Source organism: Paenibacillus silvestris (assembly GCF_009882985.1).
Taxonomy (GTDB): Bacteria; Bacillota; Bacilli; order Paenibacillales; family NBRC-103111; genus Paenibacillus_E; species Paenibacillus_E silvestris.
The window spans coordinates 514,026-535,036 of sequence record NZ_WTUZ01000020.1 but is presented as its reverse complement, the minus strand read 5'-3'; the positions used below and the strand labels follow the sequence as shown (position 1 = coordinate 535,036).

The following is a 21,011-nucleotide window of genomic DNA, read 5'->3' as shown; positions in this document are numbered from 1 at the left end:
AAACAGACAAACAGAGAGAGTATTAAAGGAGACTAACCTATGAAAAACTTAGAAACCAACGTGATTAAACCTCTTTTGGAGCAGCGTGCTGATCCATGGATATACAAGCATACGGATGGATTTTATTATTTTACAGCGTCGGTACCTGAGTATGATCGCATTGAAGTGCGTCGCTCTGCGACAATCGAAGGTTTACACGAGGCGAAGCCAGTCGTAGCCTGGCGGAAATATAGCGAAGGCCCTCTGAGTGCCAATATTTGGGCGCCGGAAATCCATTTTGTAGGGGACAAATGGTATATCTATTTTGCTGCGGCTAGAACGACAGAAACGAACGAGGGTCTCTTTGACCACCGAATGTATGTTCTCGAAAATGCTGCGGCTAATCCTCTGGAAGGGGAGTGGGTGGAGAAGGGGCAGTTGCGCACGGAGTGGGAGAGTTTTGCGCTAGATGCTACTTCCTTCGAGCATCGAGGAATTCGGTATTTGGTCTGGGCACAGAAAGACCCTGAAATTATCGGAAATTCGAACCTCTACATTTCGGAAATGAGCAATCCCTGGACGCTCCAAGGCAAGCAGGTCATGATTACAACGCCGCAGTATGATTGGGAAATCATCGGCTTTAAGGTTAATGAAGGTGCGGCGGTATTGAAGGCTAATGGACGCATCTTTCTCTCTTTTTCCGCAAGCGCGACTGACTTTAATTACTGCATGGGGCTGTTGACGGCAGATGAAGACGCGGATTTGTTGGACCCGCAGTCGTGGTCGAAATCTGAATCTCCGGTGCTCTCAACCGATGAGAACATCGCTCTTTATGGGCCGGGACACAACAGTTTCACCGTGTCAGAGGATGGTTCGCAGGATATTCTCGTGTTCCACGCGAGGAATTATAAAGATATTGAAGGGGATCCGCTCTACGATCCCAATCGCCATACGTTTGTTCGTGTGCTGAAGTGGCACGAGGATGGCACACCGGACTTTGCAGGGTCCGTGCTTGGTGACTAATAAGTAGACAAAGGCTGTTCCGCAAGGTCTGAAAAGGCCGGGGACGGCCTTTTTTGTTTGTCGTGGCGGCTCGTCTTTATTTTGCAACCGTTCCGCCACTGTTCCGACATGGAAGTCGATTGTCACAATATGATAAGCTTAGAGTACTTAATAAAGGAGGCGACTAACTATGATACAAGTATTTCCTGCACATACACGAAACAGCTCGGATTTAGGCTGGCTTAAGGGGTATAAGAGCTTTTCGTTTGGTGATTATTTTGATGAAAATAATACGGGTTTCGGGGTTATGCGCGTGTGCAATTATGATGAAATTGCTGCAGGTCGCGGTTTTGGACCGCATCCGCACAGCGATATGGAAATTGTCAGCGTCGTTCTCAGCGGAGCCATTAAGCACGAGGATAGTTTGGGGAACGTGGCAGTAACAGCAGCAGGTGGTGTTCAGCGCATGTCAGCGGGCAGCGGCGTGATTCATGCCGAGTACAATGCTTCGGACTCAGAGCCGCTCAGCTTGTTCCAACTCTGGTTTATGCCTGCGAAACGCGGCACGGAGCCGTCCTTCGAGAATGTGACCTATGTGCCAGAGGCCATGACGAATGCCTTGCTCCCGGTTGTAACGCCTGAAGGTGGCGAGCACAAAGCGAAAATCTACCAGGATATGAGCATCTATCTCAGCAAATTAGAAGCGGGCCAAGAGCTGGTCTTCCATCAGGGCGAGAATCGACGTATTTTTCTAATGGTCATTAGCGGGAAGTTGGAGGCCAATAACGCTCAGTTGGAAACGATGGACAGCGCGCGCATGGAGGCGGAGTCGACGCTTGCGCTTCGTGCTGCGGAAGATGCCCATTTCATGTTAATCGATCTGCCATAATAAGGAGGCTGCGGAAATGAAGGAACAATTTTTGGTGAAGCATGCGGTAGGCGGTCGGGCATTTATTGATACAGGTAAGCAGCCTGTTGATTATACGTATAAGCAAGTAGACGAACAGTGGGTTTTCACCGTGCAGATTGATCGGGAGCGTATTTCTGAGCTTTTAAAATGGAAAGATGAACTTAATGTTTTTATTTTTCAAGAGTTTGAGAATCAACCGACACGGAAAGTATGGTTCTATGTTGGCGATGACGCCGTTCAATATTCAGAGGAGCAGGGCGAGTTAACCATTATCGCTGGCTCTCAAATAGCTTATGTACCGGAGCAATTTAGCGCACAATTGTAAGAGATAGGGAGCCTGACGGGAGGAAAGCCCGTGGGAGCTTCTATGAATCGGAATGGAGTTACACCTATGAAAGAAGTGCAGGACCAACTGTTAGATAAGGCCGTTCCTTTTATAAGAGAATGTTATCATGAACTAGGCAAAAGCGAGAGCGAAACCGAAGCTCGCATTGCCGAGATTACCCGTTCCATCGGGTACAAGGGTTCCTACGAGCACACGCTGCAAGAGCTGGAGCATGGCGCCAAAATGGCTTGGCGCAACAGCAATCGCTGTATCGGGCGATTGTTCTGGGAATCACTGACCGTGCAGGATGCCCGTCATGTGGAAACGGAAGATGAGATGGCGGAAGCTCTCTTTCGCCATATCGAGACGGCGACGAATGACGGGAAAATCCGCCCGATGATTACAGTATTTTCGCCTGTGCTGGGGGCAGGGGCTGCTCCAGGGGCCTTTATTCATAATGCACAGCTGATTCGATATGCAGGTTATGAGACGGAGGACGGCATCGTCGGCGATCCAGCTTCCTTGCAAATTACGGCCATGTGCCAATCTTATGGATGGCAGGGGGCGGGGACGCCCTTCGATGTTCTGCCGCTGCTCCTTCAGATGGGGGATAACACGCCGAAGTTCTATGACATTCCGAGTGGACTGGTTAAGGAAGTGGCGATCACGCATCCGGATATCGTGGCATTGGCAGAATTGCGTCTCAAATGGTACGCGGTGCCGATCGTTTCTAACATGTACCTTGAGATTGGGGGCATCCATTACTCGGCGGCTCCTTTCAACGGTTGGTACATGGGGACAGAGATTGGGGCGCGTAACTTCGCTGACGAAGCGCGATATAACATGTTGCCGCGTGTAGCGGCTGCAATGGGGTTAGATACTCGGCGCGACGCTTCCCTCTGGAAGGATCGGGCGCTTGTGGAGTTGAATGTGGCCGTGCTGCATTCTTTTCAGCAGCAAGGCGTAGCCATTGTTGATCATCATACCGCCGCTCGGCAGTTCAAGCGGTTCGAGGAGAAGGAAGAGAAGGCCAGCCGTGAGGTCACGGGCGACTGGACGTGGCTGATCCCGCCGCTTTCTCCAGCGACGACGCATATTTTTCATCAGCATTATAGCAATGAAGTGAAGCTGCCCAACTTTTTTTATCGGGATGAGGCATAGGAGAGCATGGCAGGCGCCTTTGGCGGCCTGCTTTTTTGTTGGTTGAGGTGAGTTCCTCGCTCCAAGTAGCGCATTCCGCGCCGATAGATCGCCTCGCTCCAAGTAACCATCCCGCGTCAATTGATCGCCCCGTACCAAGTAACTCATTCCGCGTCGTTTGATCGCCTCCTACTCCTCCCCCGCCTTGTCTATGTTGCACTTTGTACAACATAAAAGAGCTGTACACCCTGCCATCCCGCGCTTCGTTGCACAAAGTGCAATCTATTTGCGCCAAATGGCGCAAAAACAGCGCTGAGCTGCCCAAAACGTTGTACAAAGTACAACGTAGAAGGAGCCAGCGGCTGAATGGAGGCCACAATATTGCACAAAGTGCAATATAGAGAAGGCCGTGGCCGCTACTGGCGGCTGTCATTGGATGAAATCCAATAACAAGCCCATTTTGATGGCTGGATGGCGTATTTCATTGGAGTAATTCCAACGAAGCGGTTATTTTTAGCAGCAAATAGGCGGATTTGACCAGAAGTGAGTGGATTTCATCCAACGTAATGTGAATTTCGCCCGTAGAATGGGGCGTTTTGTTGGATTTCATCCAATGAAATAAACATCCGCAGCTCGTTGTGGGACGCAAGGTTGCGAGTTACGCCAGTTGGAATTGATATGCAAGTTGCTTCCCTGCAACTTGCACGGCCTCATTACCTCAGCCGCCAGCGTGCTGCCTCTGAGAAAGTTGGTAGGCAATTTCACACGTCTGTAGTATGATTTGGCAAGAAACATATGCACGAATCCAGATGGAAAAGGGGAACCCCACTTGTGGCAGAAGGTGGCTAATTGGAATACACTGCGCAATCAAATGCTGGCCGGCTTCGTGTTCGTGATGATCATCGTGCTTATTTGTGCCGGAGCCATTACGTTCAACTCGGTATCGACCCTCCTGAACACGAAAGCGGAAACACAGATGAAGCAAATCGCCTCGCAGGCGAACGGCAGGCTCGAAGCAATCATTTCGCAAATTGACATGCTAACGCTCCAGGCCGTCAATGACGCCTATCTACAGCAGCTGTTTCTTTCCAATGTGCAAGGTAAAGAGGTGACCTTTGGCGAGCGGCAGGCATTGTTGAAAATCGCCAATCATATACAAGCGTATAGCGGCGTAAGCAACGTGGAGTTGTACACGACAGGATTTGTACGTTTGTTCCCGTTGGATGATCAGAAAATGTCCGATCGAGTGGACAACAATTGGATCGAACAAGCGGACAAGGAAAAAGGGAAGCTAGTCTGGATCGGGAACGATCCGAAGGAGCCCGGTACGGTTCTTGCGATTCGACGGATCAATTTAATTGACCGTTGGTTTTCGAACGGCGGGTATTTGCTTGTCCGGATCAATAGCAGCTATTTTGATTTTCAGAAACAGTTGACGGATACAGGCAGCCACCAGGAATTGCTGGTGCTGGCAGACAGCTCAGGAAGTCCTATCATACCGGATGGTGAAGTAACAGATGGTGTAGGCGAGCTAATGCAGACCTCCTCTCAGACGGTGACGATCAAACAGAAACGCTACATTCTGGTGAAGCAGCCATCGGAACAAACCGGATGGACACTGATGATTTTGTATCCAGTCAGCGATATTACCGATGGGATCTCCGTTCTGCGTTGGGCGATTATTGTATCCGGAGCGATTGGGTTAGTGCTGTTCATTATTCTCTCGTTCTTGCTCTCTATGATGATTACGCGGCCAATCCTAAGGCTAATGCGAGCTATGAGAAATACGCGGCAAGGCGTGCTGACACCGAATCTTACGAAAACGTATACAACAGAGTTGAATGATTTGAATGTGACTTACAATCAGATGGTGGACAATATCAATGGACTCATTAAACTGGTGTATGAGAAAGAAGTCATCCAAAGCCGAACGGAACTGCAAGCGCTTCAAGCTCAGATTGATCCGCATTTTTTATACAATACGCTGGAAGCTCTGTACTGGTCTTTGCAGGATAAGGATGAGGAGGAGCTGGCTGATCTCGTTGTCGCGATGTCGGACTTGTTCCGCTATGTGATCGGCAGTCCCAATAAGGATGAATGGGTGTCGATGCGAGAGGAATTGGAGCACATTAAGCGGTATTTGAGCATTATGAGTGTGAGGTTCGGTTCCCGCCTGGTCTGGGAAATTAACATCGATGAGGCGTACAATCATGTCCTCATCCCTAAGCTGTTGATTCAGCCTTTGGTGGAAAATGCGATCCTGCACGGCTTGGAAGGAAAAACAGATCCTGGCCTCATCACAATCCGTGTAGAACCTTCGCCCCTGGAAGCAGCGGAGCTGCGCATCACGGTCAGCGATGACGGACCGGGGATGAGCGGGCAGACGCTCCAAGCCGTCAAGGATGCGATGGAACGTGGTGGCGCACCTTCGTCAGGCAAAGGAAAGGGCATGGCCATCTCCAATGTGCAGCGCCGCATTCAGTTGTATTACCCAGCCTTGGCAGAGGGCAGCAGAGGCTTATTCATCCACAGCATTCCGCGTCAGGGGACAAGCGTCAGCTTCGATATTCCGATTCATAAGGAGGATAACGATGATTTCACCGAGCAAAACAATTCTGATCGTTGACGATGAGCCGCTAACTAGGGAAGGCATCCGCAAAACGCTCGAAGCCTGGTCGATCGGCCGCTACCACATCCTAAGCAGCAGCAATGGCACGGAAGCGCTGGAAGTGCTCAACACCCGCCCGGTGCATCTGCTTATCACCGATATTCGCATGCCGGAGATCAGCGGACTGCAAGTCGTAGAGGATTCACGGAGTACAGGGCATAAGCCTGTCGTTATCGTCATCTCGGGACATCCGGATTTCCAATATGCTCAAACGGCCATTCAGCTAGGTGTCGTTAACTATTTGCTCAAGCCGATTAAAAAGAGCAAGCTGCTCGAAGCCGTTGAGCAGGCGCTGCAGATTGAAGAAGAGCGCGGGCGTGTGGAAACGATGGAGAAAATGGTTGATTCCCGGCTCATGCAAGCCAAAACCGTCTCCATGAACTACAGCCCTCCCGTCAGGCAAGCGGTGCTTTATGTAGAGGAGCATCTCCAGGAACCTCTGGGCATGAGCGAGGTGGCCGGGCACATCCATTTGAATCCGAGCTATTTCAGTGCTCTTTTTAAGGAACAGACAGGCTTCACATTCAGTGAATATGTCACGAGGAGCCGGATTCAGAAAGCGAAGGAGCTTCTTTTGCAGACTAGGCTGACGATTGCAGACATTTCCGAGCAGATTGGGTACCAGACATCGAAATATTTCATCAAACTGTTCAAAGACTATGAAGGGATCAGCCCGAATCAATACCGGAAGCAGGCGAATGAGAACGAAGAGGAATTAGAAACCCAAAAATAGTGGTATATTTCCCGATAGCCGTTACTCCCTGTCGTCTCAATGAAAGCGCTACAATAAGACTCGTAGCAAACATAGTTTAAGGGGGAAACAACGCATGGCAAGAAAAACGCTTACATGGACGATGACGACGATGCTTAGTCTTGGTTTGGTTCTATCCGGGTGCTCCAGTTCTACAACGGAGAGTGCCAGCACACCGCAGCCAGCCAAAGAAACAGCCAAGGCAGGCGCAGAAAGCGCGCAACCAGCTAAGAAAGTAACGATCAAAATGATGCACCTCTGGCCGACCGGTAACTCCGCAACGCAAAACAAAATTGTAAACGATATCATTAAAGAGTATCAAACCGCAAATCCGAATGTAACCATTGAACAAGAAGTGCTTGAGAATGAGCAATATAAAAATAAAATGAAGGTCCTATCCACTTCCAACGCATTGCCGGATGTAGGCTTCACATGGGCTGCTGGCTACATGGATCCTTATGTGAAAGGCGACATGTTCGCCCCGCTTGATGATCTGCTGCAAGGAGATTTGAAGGACAAATTCGTTAACGGAACGACGAATGCTTATGCTTTTGGCGGTAAAACCTACGGGCTTCCGGTGGAGCTGAACATTGTGCCGGTGTACTACAATAAAGCGATTTTTGCGAAATATAACCTGCAAGTGCCGAAAACCTATGATGAATTCAAAAATGTGGTCAAAATACTAAGCACCAACGGGGTTGCCCCAATCGCGCTTGGTAACAAGGACCGTTGGACCGGCTCCCTGTGGTACATGTATCTGGCCGATCGCATTGGCGGACCGGAAACGTTGAAGAAAGCCATTGACCGCACCGGTTCCTTCAATGATCCTGGCTTGGTGCGCGCTGCTTCCGAAATTACGCAGCTGGTTGATATGAACGGGTTCAACAAAGGCTTCAACGGGCTTTCTAACGATGAAGGCAAAGCCGAATTCATGAACAGCAAAGCGGCGATGTACATGATGGGAACATGGGAGCTGCCGAACTACACAACGAACAAAGATGTCCCACAAGCGTTCAAGGATCAAATCGGCTTCTTTAAATTCCCGACCGTCGATGGCGGCAAAGGGAACTTGGACAGCTGGGTTGGCGGACCGGGCGTAGGCTTGTTCGTTGCCAACAACTCGAAAGTCAAAGAAGAGTCCAAGAAATTCGTTTCCTTCTTCGTTCAGAAGTGGGGCGAGCACGCGATTACTGAAGCGGGTGTTATCCCAGCGACGAAAGTAGATACATCCAAAGTGAAGCTGCCGCAAATGTACATTGACTTGTTAAATGAGCTAAATAAAGCCAGCAATATCACATTGTTCGCTGACGTACAGATGAAACCGGCTTCCGCGGAAGTTCACTTGAACATGATCCAAGCGTTGTTCGGCAAGGCAGTTTCGCCGGAAGAGTTTGCGAAAAAGCATGAGGAAGCATTGGCCAAAGAAGGTAAGTAACCAAATGAATCGAGTGGGAAGGACATATCCCGACATCGCGGTATGTCCTTTTCCTATATCGGTAAGAAAGGGAAGTGTCCGTTATGGATAAAGTCATGTCCAATAAATCCATGATCGCTTTGTACGTCATTCCCTCGTTACTTCTGGTTGTGGCCCTTATCTACATGCCGATCGTCATGACGGGCTATTACGGATTAATGAAATGGGACGGCGTCGGTAAAATGAGCTTTATCGGCTTGCATAATTACATGGAGCTGCTTCGTGATGAATTGTTCTGGAGCAGTGCCAAACATTCTTTTCTGCTTGCAATCTTTTCGGCGCTGAGCCTACTCGTCTACTTGTTAGTAGCGTTAGTCCTATCGGCCAACCTTCGCGGAGCGAATCTGTTTCGCAAAGTCTATTTAATTCCGATGCTGCTGTCTTCGGTAGCAATTGCCCAACTATGGCTGAAAATTTTCCACCCGACGAACGGAATGCTCAATCATATCCTGACGTCGCTGGGGGTCCAGCATACACCTGAATGGCTTTCTAATCCATCGATTGTTCTCTATGCTATTTTTATTCCGATCCTGTGGCAGTACGCGGGATTCTATATCCTGATTTACTATGCTGCTTTGAAAAATGTGCCCACTTCGCTGATTGAATCCGCACGCATCGATGGCGCCAGCCCATGGCGAATTGCGCTATCCATTCGGATTCCTTTGATCGCCGAGGTTATGAAAGTGACCGTAGTCCTTGCGGTTGTCGGGTCGTTGAAATATTTTGACCTGATCTATGTGATGACAGGCGGTGGACCGAATGGTGCCAGCGAAGTTATGGCTTCCTACATGTATCGCAAAGCGTTCAAAGGCTACGATTTCGGCTACGCCAGCGCTATTGGCTTTTTCCTGTTGATCATCTGTCTCGTCGTGACATGGTTGATTCGCAAGGCGACAGCATCCAAAGATAATATCCAATATTCGTAACGAAAGGAGCTTGATTAGGGTGAATATCGAAACGATTGAGCGTCAAGCCCAGCCCCAGATCATGCGGAGCAAGCTGCCGGAGCGGATTGGATATGGCGTGCTGTATGCGATTTTGACCATCGTCGCTGTGATCCAGGTCGTTCCTTTGTTGTGGCTTATGTTGTTTTCTTTAAAAAATAACGAAGAAATCTTTAATCTGGCGCCAATGGCCTTTCCGGAAAGGCTGCGCTGGGAAAATTATGAGAAGGTATGGACGCAGGGCCATATCAATAATTACTTTTTTAACAGTGTGTGGATGACAGTGGTTTCTGTAGCGGTTACGGTATTGCTGGCAAGCCTGGTTACGTTCGCTTTAACGCGGATGAAGTGGAAGCTGCAATCGTTCGTGCTAGGCCTGTTCATGGTCGGATTGATGATCCCGGTACACTCAACGCTGATCCCGCTGTTCAGTTTTTTCACAAAAACACATTTGACCAACCATCCGTTGTCCATCATTCTGTCGTACATCTCTTTCAATCTGCCGATTACGATTATGATTATGCTCGGATTCTATTACACGCTGCCTCGTGAAGTGGAAGAAGCGGCGGTTATGGACGGGTGCTCGGTGAACCGTATGTTCTTCAGCATTACGCTGCCGATGACGGTATCGGTGCTATCCACGGCTGTTATTATCAATATGATTTATAATTGGAATGAGTTTATTTTCGTCAATACCTTCATTAGTTCGGAGAAATATAAAACGCTAACGGTCGGCGTACAAAATTTCATCGGTCAATATACGACGGACTGGGGAGCTATCGGCGCTACGTTGATGATCAGTATTTTACCGATACTGGTGGCTTTCTTGCTGCTAAGCAATCGAATCGTGGAAGGTATTGCTGCGGGTTCTGTAAAAGGGTAATAGCATCATAGAACTATCATTTTCGAACTCTCGTCTATCGGGGGTTTATTTTTTTTGTGAAAAAGTGGACGCAACTAGGTACGGACAGATGTGACACACTATGTTACAATAGGGGAATGCAAAATTAACCTACGGATGAATCAACTAGATTCATAGGGGACTGTAATTAGATAGTGAAAGAAGGATTCGATCATGAAAAAAGGGCTTTGGTACGCCATTATTGCCTATATCGCATGGGGCTTGCTGCCTGTTTATTGGAGATCATTTGAGTCGCTGCTTGCTGGGGAAATCTTGGCACACCGTGTCATTTGGTCATTTGTATTTATGGCTCTGCTTCTATTCGTAGGGCGCGGTAAAATGGCGCAGCTACGGAATATGTTTACGAACCGCAAGACATTGCTTGTAGTCGCGGCTAGCTCGATCTTGATTTCGTCCAACTGGCTGATCTTCATCTGGGCGGTCAACAACGGACATGTTATTGAGACGAGTATCGGATATTACATTACACCGCTCTTTAACGTTATGCTTGCCGTCCTATTTCTGCGTGAGAAACCTACCCGCAGTCAGTGGCTTGCTGTCGCTTTGGCGGGGGCCGGCGTTTTGGTTGCTACGATTGATTACGGCAGATTCCCGTGGGTATCCTTGTCGCTGGCGGCTTCGTTCGGCGTTTATAGCCTAGTGAAAAAGAAAGTGTCCTACGAAGCTTCTATTGGACTGGCTGGAGAAACCGCGATTGTTTTTCCTATCGCTGTGGCTTATGTCGTTTACTTGCATTTCACTCATCATGAAGCGGCTTGGTCGCTTCCGACAGCTTCGTTTGTCATGCTTTTATTGTCAGGCGCAGCGACAGCTTTGCCTTTGCTGTGGTTCGCCAAAGCAGCGGCTCGGCTTCCGTTATCGATGCTGGGCTTCATCCAATACATCGGACCTTCTATTACGCTGCTCCTTAGCGTATTCGTATTTAAGGAGAAGTTTTCGCCGGTGCTGCTGATCAGCTTCTCCCTGATCTGGGCGGCACTCATCGTCTACGCCTTGGCGTCGATGCGTATGGCTCGGACGACGGCTGCTGCTGCTTCTGCTGCGGAAGCGGGGTAACAGCTGGCCGAGGCATGTGCGCACTCGTGCTCCATTGAGGCACAGGCATCTGATTACTTGGAGTAGCTAGTTCAGTAAGGCGCGTGAAACGGCGGCAGTGGTGGATGATTAGTTGGAGTAGCCAAAATAGATGGAAATTATCCTGTTATTTCCTCTCTTCCAGGACGTCGTAACGGGTTTAACTGGAAAAACTCCAGTTAAATCAGCCATCTCGCCCGCTCGAAGCCAATTTCGAGCGAATTAAAAGGAGATTTTCCAGTTATTCAACTGGAAAACGAAGATTTAAATAAATTAGCTGGAGAAATTCCAGCTAACTTCTTAAAGCCACCCAGCGCCGGCGAGTTGGCCAAGTGAAACCAAAAAGGGCTATCCCACAAGTCACATTCGACTTGTAGGGATAGCCCTTTTTTTATTCCTTCCGAGCAATCTTTTATATTGGAATTTAATTTTTATTTTAATAATAAGTACTGAAATAAAATTTCTTGATTGGCGACTGGGAATCCGTTACGATAGGAGAAGATCATCTTGTGTTTTTAAAAGAATATTCGTATGATATTAGTAATTTTAGCTCCGATAATATATGGCGAGTAGGGAAAAGCGATGGCAATTAACGACAACATTTTGATCAAAATTCGGGATATGAAAGAAAGTCTTACGCCTGTAGAGAAGCTGGTAGCGGAGTACATCTTAGAAAATTTAGAAGAGATTCCTCATTTATCGATCAAGAGTCTTGCTCAGTTGACGAAAACTAGCGACGCATCGGTGCTGCGGTTCTGCAAAACAATGGGGTACAAAGGCTACCGTAATTTCATCGTCAGTATTTCGGCTTCAATTGGCTCTATGGATGATGAGCAGAAGGATCAGTATACCGATATTCAGCCTGGGGATGATCTTTCCATTATTATCTCTAATATTTCTCGTAATAATAGCAAATCGATTGAAGATACATTAAGCGTGATTGATAAAAATGAAATCGCCCGTGCGGTTAAGGTGCTGCGCGAGAGCAGCCGCATTGTTTTCTTCGGAATTGGTGCATCCGGATTGGTGTGTATCGACGCGGAGCAGAAGTTTTCGCGGATCAACAAGATGTGTCATTCCTATACAGACGGACACAGCCAACTAACGAATGCAACACTTCTTGATAAATCGGATGTAGCTATCTTTATTTCAAATTCCGGCAGTACCATTGAAATTATTGAGTCGCTGGACATTGTCAAAAAGAACGGGGCTACCGTCATCGCGATCACGAAATATAATAAGAGCGAGTTAGCTGAAAAGGCGGACATCGTGCTCAGTATTTCTACACCTGAGGTAACAATTCGCAGTGGAGCGATGGGTTCGCGCATTGCGATGCTAACGGTAATTGATATTCTTTTTGCTGGAGTAGCCAGCGCAGAGTACAAAAAAGTGAAGAAATATTTGTCAAAAACGCATGATATTATTGCCAGCAGCAAGCACCGTAAGTGAATAAGAAAGACAACGGCTAAGCATGATAAAGCTGTTGTCTTTTTTTTGTTGTGTGCCAAAATAAAAATTCAATTTTTTATTGTATAATAAAATAAAATTTCAAAAACTATTGACCATGATGAAATTTTTCGCTAGTATGAATTTAGAAACTTAAAGAAACAGGATAGGAGGATGAGACAATGGATGAGTATCTGTCGGGGTTGACTACGGAAGAAATTAATGAGAAAACACTGAATATCGACGAATGTACAACAGAACAAATGTTACGTTTGATGAATGAACAGGATGCAACAGTTCCAACGGCCGTAGAAGCGGAGATTCCGCAGATTATGAAAGCGGTCGACATTTTGCATCATGTGCTGAAAAATGGCGGCAGAATGTTCTACGTAGGGGCCGGATCTTCTGGCAGACTCGGTGTGCTCGACGCTTCTGAATGTCCTCCTACTTTTGGTGTAGATGCCATGCTGGTGCAAGGTCATATTGCTGGTGGGGATGTGGCCCTAAGATTTGCGGTTGAAGGATTTGAGGATAACGCAGATGAAGGGGTAGCACTTATTGAGCGTTGTGGTGTGACTGACAAGGATGCGGTTATTGGTATTACAGCTAGTGGAAGCGCACAATTCGTTATTGCTGCTTTGAGAAGAGCGCAGGAAATTGGGGCTTCGACAATCGGTGTAGTGAATAACAAGAACTCGAAATTAGCACCTGTCTGTGATGTATGCATCGCGCCTGTCGTAGGGCCGGAAGTGATTATGGGATCTACCCGATTGAAAGCGGGAACAGCACAGAAGCTGGTTCTAAATATGCTTACGACTTGTACGATGGTTAAATTAGGGAAGACTTATAACAACCTAATGGTGGACATGAAAGCAAGTAACATCAAATTGCGTGATCGTTCCGTACGTATTATTCGAGCGGCATCAGGTGTTGACGAAGCGACGGCTATGACTCATTTGGAAGCTGCTTCCATGAACTGTAAATTAGCAATTATGATGATCAAAACAGGCATGAATGCCGCGGATGCTGAACAAGCCCTGCAGCAAAGTGAAGGCAGTTTGAAAAGAGCCATACGCACCTTTGTTCAAGTTGTGTAAATAACTGAAATTATTAGGAGGTCTGTTTTTCATGAAAAGAAAAATGCCCGTATTAGCATCCGTTGTAGCTTTGACAATGGCTTTAACAGCTTGTGGTGGCGGTTCAGGTACGAAAGAGTCCAGTTCACCGGCTGCATCAGCTCCAGCTGCAAGTGCTGGCGCTTCAACAGCGAAAGATACCATCACGGCACTTCTGCCGCCGGTTTCACCGAACTACCAAAAGACTTTCGAACAAATGACCAAAGATTTCAATGCTCTTTATCCAAACCTTACATTGAAAATCGAACCAGCTAGCTGGGAAGATATGAAGCAGAAATTGGACACACAAGTGAATGCGGGCAGCCCGCCGGATATTGCATTCGGTGGCTCTGACGGTATCCCGAAATACGTGCAGCAAGGTTTGCTCATGGACATCACGGATACAGCAACTCCTGAAATGATTAGTGATTACGACAAAGCCCCACTTGATTACATGAAAAATGGTAAAGGTCTTTACGGCTTCCCGGCGTACATGGAAGTACACGCATTGGGCGGAAATAAAGAGTTCCTAGAAAAAGCAGGCATCGATTGGAAAAAAGTACAGACAAGCGGCTGGACTTATGACGAATTCCGTCAAGCCATCAAAAAAGGCGTAGTCACTGAAAACGGCAAAACGCGTTACGGTTTTGTGTTTGCAGTGAAAGGCGTAGCAGCGGTAGATTACTTGGGTATTATGGCGAAAAATGCGGGTATGCCAAGCGCGTTTGATAAAGATTTGAAATATGCATACACTAGCAAAAATTACTTGGGTCTGCTGAAAGATCTTCGTCAACTGATTGATGACGGTTCCATGCCGAAAGAGCTTAGCTCCGTAGACGCTGGTAAACGTTGGAACATGTTCTTGACAGGTCAAACGATGATCACGGGTAAAGGTCTTGCTGTATTTGAGAACTCTGCAAAAACAAACAATGCAAAACTGAAAGCTAGTGATGCAAGTGCAGTAAAAGACTCCATTAATGTTGATTATGTTGTATTGCCGGCTCCAACTTTCCAAGGTGCTAAACAATCATCAGCAGCTGTAGTTGACGGTTACATGACGTTCCGTGGTAAAAAGGAACCGACTGCTGAGCACAAAGCAAATGTCGTTAAAGCAGCGTACTTCCTAGCTAGCGGCAAAAATGCGGCGACAACAAACAATGATTTGTTCTCCGCTCACATCACGCAAAGCGGTAAAAAAGCAGCTGAAAGCATGAAGATCGAAAGAAGCCCAGAGAACGTTGCGGCTGTTGAATACATGCTTAAAAATGCAACGCCAGCTCGTTCCGACATCCCGAGTGAACTAGGCGCTAAAGCGATTAAATTGGAAACAGAAGTTATCGTTCCTAAGTTCCAAGGTCTAATTGCTGGTGAAGTAACACCAGAAGCGATGTATGAAGCTGTTAAAGCTGCTGCAATTGCTGCATTTGGCGCAGACGGAATTGTTAAAGACTAATAATAAAAAGTAAATTTCGGATAGTCGTGAAAGCAACTTACACGGCTATCCGAACTATTTTAATCCGGGTTTTCAACGGGGTTTGGGGGTTAGAGAAAATGGCAACGAATATCGCTAAACCGATAAAAAGAAGAGGAATCAAAGGAGAAGGTGTCTGGGGATATGCATTTATTGCCGTCGCTTTGGTTGTTTTTGCGATGTTCACCGCATACCCGGTTGTCAGTGCGTTTATCATCAGTCTCCAGGAATACAAGCCTCTTGGTTCCACTTATGTTGGATTCGCGAACTATGCTTCTTCCTTAAAAGATCCTTTGTTCTGGCAAGCAATGCGCAACACGGTTGTCTACACGATTCTGACCGTACCTGTTAACTTAATCTTATCGATGGTGATCGCGATCTTGATTCTTCCGCTGAGGAAGAAAACGCAGGGCTTCTTCAAAGGTATTTATTACTTGCCTGTGGTAGCTTCAGGTGTTGCTTTATCCGTCGTATGGCTTTGGATCTTCGATCCTCTTGAGGGCGGGATTCTGAATCAATTTATTCATTTCTTCGGATTCAGCAATCAGAACTGGTTGGGTTCAAGTAAAACAGCTATGTTCTCATTGGTACTGATGTCTTGGCTTTCCAGTCACGGCACAAGCATCATCATCTACCTGGCAGGACTTCTGGGTATTGATGATACGTTCTATGAAGCAGCAGAAATGGATGGAGCGAATTTCTTCCAGAAGCTGTGGTACATCGTTGTTCCTTCTTTGAAACCAGCTACGTTATTCCTTCTGGTTACAGGTGTTATTGGTTCATTCCAAGTGTTCCAGAACGCTTACCTGATGACCGGCGGTGGCCCGAACAATGCGACTACGATGGTTGGTCTACTGATCTTCAATAATGCTTTTACTTATTTTGAATTCGGTAAAGCCGCGGCACAATCGCTGATTCTAGCTGTCATTATCGCAGGAATTTCGGTTCTTCAGTTCAAATTTGCCGGAAAAGATGTCGACTATTAAGAGAGGGGATGGATAAATAATGGCTTTATACAGCAGTCATGCAGGCAGACCTAGAGTAAAAACCCTTCGTAATTCAATCATTTTTATCGCCCTTCTCCTTTTTGCTTTGGCGACGATATTTCCAATCTATTTCATGGTCATTTCATCCTTTGCAGATCCGGTTGAGGCAGGAGCGGTGAGCTACTCCATTTTACCAAGCAAGTTCACATTCGCTTCCTTCAAATATTTCTTTGATTATAGCGAGTATTCGTATCGGTGGATTCTGAACTCCCTAATCGTAGCTACTACCGTGATGGTATCGAATGTTATTTTCGCCAGTATGGCAGGATACGCATTTTCTAAGCTTCATTTTAAAGGGAGAGGCGTGCTGTTTGCCGTATTGCTTGTCTCCATGATGATTCCTTACCAAGTTACGCAAGTTCCTTTGTATATTCTTGTTGTTAATGTGTTTAATCTGCAAAATACGTACAGCGCATTAATTATGCCGGGTATCGTTACTGTATATAATATTTTTCTAGCGAAACAGTTTATGGGCAGCATCCCGAACGAGATTATGGAAAGTGCCAAAATCGAAGGCTGCAGCCAGTTCACCATCTATTGGAGAATCATTCTGCCTTTGTCCAAAACCGTGCTTGCCGTTATGGCGATTCTTACGTTCATGGATAGCTGGAACACGTTCTTCTGGCCGCTACTCGTCACCAATACGATGGATATGCAGACGATTCAATTGGGTCTCAAAAACTTCCGCTTCGCCAATACGACGTTTATCGCGCCGATGATGGCAGGTGCTACAATCTCAGCACTACCGATGTTTATTCTTTTCTTCAGCTTGCAAAAGTACTTCTTAGAAGGTGTAACTGTTGGAGCGGTGAAAGGCTAATACAAGATGGGGCGTGGGGGAGGTATCACTTCAGCATGATTGTGTCTTGGGATCAACAATATCGTCAGGCCGTTATTGATTTATGGAATGAAGAAGCCGTGAAAGATGGCTATAAGGAACTGACGGAAGAAACCTTTGAGCGTATTTTTACGGCCAGTCCTTATTTTGATCGTGAAAATACTTTTGTGCTACTGGATCAAAATGAGGTCAAAGGCTTCGCCTGTAGCTGTACAGGGGATGATCTGCCGCTTGGGGAAGTGGCTGGATACATCACCTGCATCGTTTTGGCCGACAGCTTCCAAACCGATCATCATTATCAAGGCATGCTAGACGTTTTGGAGCGTCGTTTTCAGCAATTGGGGAAAAAGCAAGGCGAGGTCTTATTCTTCAATCCGATGTTATTGCCATGGTATATTCCTGGGACTCCGAAGCATGAGCATAACAATGCGCCCGGTGTGCCGATCGAAAGTAAAATGTATGCGTTTTTGCTGCAAGCAGGATATGTGGAACGGGCGAAAGAGTGCGCGATGTATTTGAAGCTGGACGGTTTCGCCATACCGGAGGATGTTAGGGCCAAGGAACATAAGGCAGCAGCCGAAGGATACACGGTGGAATTGTTCGATAAGGAAAAGCATAACGGCGTTAACGAAATGCTTAATGGCTTTAACAATCTTTTGTGGCAAAGGGAAATCGGGCAGTGCACGGCAGAGGGTGTGCCAGTGGTCATTGCTGCATATAAAGGTAAAGTCATCGGATTCGCCGGCCCGGTCATTCGTCAGGACAACGGGCGTGGCTACTTTGCAGGCATCGGCGTGCTTCCTGAGCATGAGGGTCATGGACTGGGCAGTCTGCTTTTCTTTAAGCTGTGCGAGGCTTTCCGTTCAATTGGGACTGCTTACATGTCACTCTACACAGGCAGTACGAATCCGGCCATTCGCATTTATGAGAAGGCAGGTTTTACGACCGTCAAACAATTTTCTGTGATGAGAAGGGAGTTTGTGTGAATGAGCGAGCAAAAGTTAACGATATTAGCGATTGGCGGCCATGTTGGTGATGCCGAATTAACGGCTGGAGGCGTACTCGCGAGTCACTTCTTGAAAGGGGACCGCATTGCAACTCTGGCGCTGACAGCAGGCGAACGCGGTGTTCCGGCAGGACAAGATATGGCTGAATATCGCGTGCAGAAAGTAAATGAGGCGAAAATATTTGCTGAGATGCTGGGCGGGGAAGCTTTCGTTTTCGACGATATTCCAGATGGCGAACTTCAGGATAATCAAGAGATGCGCTTCCGTGTATGCGATGTCATTCGTCAAGTGCGGCCTAACGTGATCATCACCCATTGGAAAAACAGCATGCATAAGGATCACATGACTACGCACCGCATCGTGAATGATGCCCGTTATTTTGCTGCCTTGCCGACATTCGAGCGGGAGCTTCCTGCCCATTTTGCACAGAGATTGTATTATGCCGAGAACTGGGAAGACGCTGTTGACTACCGTCCGTATGTCTATGTCGATTACGATCAGGACGCCTTCGATCTATGGGTCAAAGCGGTTTCCACGCATTGGTTCGTAACGGGCAGCAAGTCGTTCAAGTACTTGGAATACTACAAGCATTTGATGAGAGTTCGCGGGCTTGAAGCCAGAAAAGAATATGCACAAACGTTCATGATCCCAGAAGAAAATATGCGTGTGCTCAAAACTGAATTATAGAAAATCATCCGACCTCTACACGCAGCCGCTTATTACGAATATGGCTTAGGTAGAGGTTTTGTTCAATAAAAAGAAGCGAGCGAGGGGAAAGCTATGATTCTTAATGGCATTGATTGTATCATGCAGTATGCTCATCTATTCAAAGGGAAACGGCTTGGGCTGATTACGGCGCCAACGGGATTGAACAAGGATTTTGTTTCTACGATTCAAATTTTGCATGAGCATTTCAACCTCACCGCCTTATTCTCTCCCGAACATGGGGTGCGGGGTGATCAAGCCGCTGGCGCGCTGGTAGAAACGTACCTGGACCCGATCACACAAGTGCCGGTACACAGCTTGTATCGCAAAGATTCCAAACGTTTGAGCCAAGAGATGCTGGATGAAGTCGATATGGTCGTCTATGATATTCAGGATGTAGGAACCCGCTATTATACGTTTATTTATACGATGTTATATGCTTTGGAAGATTGCGCGAAAGCAGGCAAACCTTTCGTTATTCTCGACCGGATTAACCCTCTGGATGGCGTGACGGTGGAAGGCAATATTTTAAAACCGGAATACCAATCATTTGTAGGCAATTATCCGCTTGCTGTACGCTATGGAATGACAGTCGGAGAACTTGCGATGATGGCCAATGATCAGATGAACTGGCAGTGTGAGCTGCACGTGGTTCGCTGTGAAGGGTGGGATCGAGGCATGCTTTTCCCGGAGACAGGGCAAGAGTGGATTATGCCTTCCCTAGGCCTTCCACGGTTTAGATCAGCTTTGCTGTACCCCGGAACGTGCATTTTTGAAGGCACGAACTTGTCGGAAGGACGCGGGACGACGGTTCCTTTTGAAGCCATAGGGGCTCCGTTCATCGATGGGCAGAAGCTGGCGGATGAAATGAATGCCAAGAAACTGCCAGGCGTTGTTTTCCGCCCCGTCTATTTCAAACCGAGCTTCTCCAAGCATCAGGGAGAGTCCTGCAGCGGTGTTCAAGTGCACGTGTTGGACAATCGGGCTATCAAGCCTATGGAAACAGGGATTACCCTGCTCTACACGATTAAGAGCAATTATGAGCAATTTGCTTTCCTGCCTCCTGTCCGAGAAGGTTCCCGACCTTTCATGGATTTGTTGTGCGGGGACAATGTGTATCGCCAAGACAACGTGAATGTGGCAGATCTGCTTCAGCAATTTCGTGAAGAGAGCCAAACCTTTGCGCAGATGAAACAGCAGTATCATTTGTACAAATAGAATACATGGAAGAAGTGAAAAGTAACTCAATGACAAGATACGTAGCGGGGCTAGATGGCGGAGGTACCAAAACAGCGGTGGTAGTAGCTAATGAGAGCGGTCATGTGGTGCATACTTTTACATCTGGCGCTATTAACTATAATGGGCAAGATGCGGATAGTATCCAGCAGAGCTTTCAGGACATTTTTCAAGGGATCAGCGAGGCATGCGGGGGACTAGAGCACTGTGAACAAATCGTGATTGGTGCAGCTGGGGTTAGCAATCCGACCGTTACTACCCGCTTGGAAGCGAATGTCAGAGAATGCGGCTATCAAGGCAAAGTATACATCACTGGCGATCAGGAGACGGCACTTTGCGGCGCGCATGATCGGGAATACGGCATTATCATGATTGCGGGAACAGGGTCTATTTGTTATGGCAAAAATGAGGACGGAAAGATTCACCGTGCCGGCGGTCTCGGACACCTCATCGATGATGAGGGCAGTGGCTACAGCATAGGTCGTGATCTATTGTCTGCGCTCGTTCAGTCACAGGACGGCAGGATTGGCGAGACCGTCATTACGGGTATGGTTTATGAACAGTTGCAACTGACGACGGTTCAACAAATCGTAGGATTCGTCTATAACAAAGAGACGAACAAAAAGGACATCGCAGCCTTGGCGCCGATCCTGTCTAAGGCTTGTGAGCTAGGAGACGAAACGGCGCTCGCAATTGCGGCGAAAAGCGCTGCAGCGCTTTTCGAGACGGCTGTTCCTGTCGTGGAAAAGCTGTCCATGCAGCAGGGGAGCCTTGCGATGGTCGGAAGCGTATTGCTGAACAATAGCCATGTGAGGAGCGCTTTTGTGCAGAAATTGAGCGAAAGATATCCGGATTTGACTTGTATGACGGCTAAAAAGGATGCGGCTAGCGGTGCTGTTCTGATGGCGCTGAACCGTTTGAACAAATAGGTGGAAGAGATAGAGGGAGAGGGATAGAG

At 47.4% G+C, this 21,011-nt stretch carries 19 protein-coding genes; all 19 read left to right on the top strand.

What is annotated here, in order from left to right; translation table 11 throughout:
- Positions 1–39: 39 nt before the first annotated feature.
- Positions 40–1,002 (top strand): glycoside hydrolase family 43 protein, encoded by a 963-nt coding sequence (locus tag GQF01_RS17650; RefSeq protein ID WP_161408033.1) that lies wholly within the window; start codon positions 40–42, stop codon positions 1,000–1,002.
- A 169-nt stretch (positions 1,003–1,171) separates the two neighbouring features.
- The gene (locus GQF01_RS17645) at positions 1,172–1,870 is read left to right on the top strand and encodes a pirin family protein (RefSeq protein WP_161408032.1); all 699 of its coding nucleotides are present in this window, start codon (positions 1,172–1,174) and stop codon (positions 1,868–1,870) included.
- Positions 1,871–1,886: 16 nt separating this feature from the next.
- Positions 1,887–2,216 carry a hypothetical protein gene (locus GQF01_RS17640; protein WP_161408031.1) on the top strand — a complete coding sequence of 110 codons (330 nt, stop codon included), beginning with the start codon at positions 1,887–1,889 and terminating at the stop codon, positions 2,214–2,216.
- A 66-nt stretch (positions 2,217–2,282) separates the two neighbouring features.
- Entirely contained in the window at positions 2,283–3,377 is a 1,095-nt protein-coding gene (locus tag GQF01_RS17635) for a nitric oxide synthase oxygenase (RefSeq protein WP_161408244.1), read from the top strand.
- A gap of 760 nt (positions 3,378–4,137) precedes the next feature.
- Entirely contained in the window at positions 4,138–5,982 is a 1,845-nt protein-coding gene (locus tag GQF01_RS17630; protein WP_235959861.1) for a sensor histidine kinase, read from the top strand.
- Positions 5,948–6,757, top strand: a complete 810-nt coding sequence (locus GQF01_RS17625; protein ID WP_161408030.1) for a response regulator — start codon at positions 5,948–5,950, stop codon at positions 6,755–6,757. Before GQF01_RS17630 ends, GQF01_RS17625 begins: the two co-directional genes overlap by 35 nt.
- A gap of 94 nt (positions 6,758–6,851) precedes the next feature.
- Complete coding sequence (locus GQF01_RS17620) at positions 6,852–8,210, top strand: extracellular solute-binding protein (RefSeq protein WP_161408029.1); 1,359 nt, start codon at positions 6,852–6,854, stop codon at positions 8,208–8,210.
- A gap of 83 nt (positions 8,211–8,293) precedes the next feature.
- On the top strand, positions 8,294–9,175 hold the full coding sequence (locus GQF01_RS17615) for a carbohydrate ABC transporter permease (RefSeq protein WP_161408028.1): 882 nt from the start codon (positions 8,294–8,296) through the stop codon (positions 9,173–9,175).
- Positions 9,176–9,236: 61 nt separating this feature from the next.
- A complete protein-coding gene (locus GQF01_RS17610; protein ID WP_161408242.1) occupies positions 9,237–10,076 on the top strand; it encodes a carbohydrate ABC transporter permease in 840 nt (279 codons plus the stop codon).
- A gap of 192 nt (positions 10,077–10,268) precedes the next feature.
- A complete protein-coding gene (rarD, locus tag GQF01_RS17605; RefSeq protein WP_161408027.1) occupies positions 10,269–11,171 on the top strand; it encodes an EamA family transporter RarD in 903 nt (300 codons plus the stop codon).
- A 600-nt stretch (positions 11,172–11,771) separates the two neighbouring features.
- The gene (locus tag GQF01_RS17600; RefSeq protein WP_161408026.1) at positions 11,772–12,638 is read left to right on the top strand and encodes a MurR/RpiR family transcriptional regulator; all 867 of its coding nucleotides are present in this window, start codon (positions 11,772–11,774) and stop codon (positions 12,636–12,638) included.
- Between the two features lie 179 nt (positions 12,639–12,817).
- Complete coding sequence (gene murQ / locus GQF01_RS17595; protein WP_161408025.1) at positions 12,818–13,732, top strand: N-acetylmuramic acid 6-phosphate etherase; 915 nt, start codon at positions 12,818–12,820, stop codon at positions 13,730–13,732.
- 31 nt (positions 13,733–13,763) lie between these two features.
- Positions 13,764–15,203: an ABC transporter substrate-binding protein gene (locus GQF01_RS17590; RefSeq protein WP_161408024.1), complete on the top strand. Its 1,440-nt coding sequence runs from the start codon at positions 13,764–13,766 to the stop codon at positions 15,201–15,203.
- A 98-nt stretch (positions 15,204–15,301) separates the two neighbouring features.
- Complete coding sequence (locus tag GQF01_RS17585) at positions 15,302–16,207, top strand: carbohydrate ABC transporter permease (protein ID WP_161408023.1); 906 nt, start codon at positions 15,302–15,304, stop codon at positions 16,205–16,207.
- A gap of 19 nt (positions 16,208–16,226) precedes the next feature.
- Positions 16,227–17,087, top strand: coding sequence for a carbohydrate ABC transporter permease (locus GQF01_RS17580; protein WP_161408022.1), 861 nt, complete (start codon positions 16,227–16,229; stop codon positions 17,085–17,087).
- Between the two features lie 35 nt (positions 17,088–17,122).
- Positions 17,123–18,091, top strand: a complete 969-nt coding sequence (locus GQF01_RS17575; protein WP_161408021.1) for a GNAT family N-acetyltransferase — start codon at positions 17,123–17,125, stop codon at positions 18,089–18,091.
- Positions 18,092–18,799: a PIG-L deacetylase family protein gene (locus GQF01_RS17570; protein WP_161408020.1), complete on the top strand. Its 708-nt coding sequence runs from the start codon at positions 18,092–18,094 to the stop codon at positions 18,797–18,799.
- A gap of 93 nt (positions 18,800–18,892) precedes the next feature.
- A complete protein-coding gene (locus tag GQF01_RS17565; RefSeq protein ID WP_161408019.1) occupies positions 18,893–20,035 on the top strand; it encodes an exo-beta-N-acetylmuramidase NamZ family protein in 1,143 nt (380 codons plus the stop codon).
- 29 nt (positions 20,036–20,064) lie between these two features.
- Complete coding sequence (locus tag GQF01_RS17560; protein WP_161408018.1) at positions 20,065–20,982, top strand: N-acetylglucosamine kinase; 918 nt, start codon at positions 20,065–20,067, stop codon at positions 20,980–20,982.
- Positions 20,983–21,011: the final 29 nt, after the last annotated feature.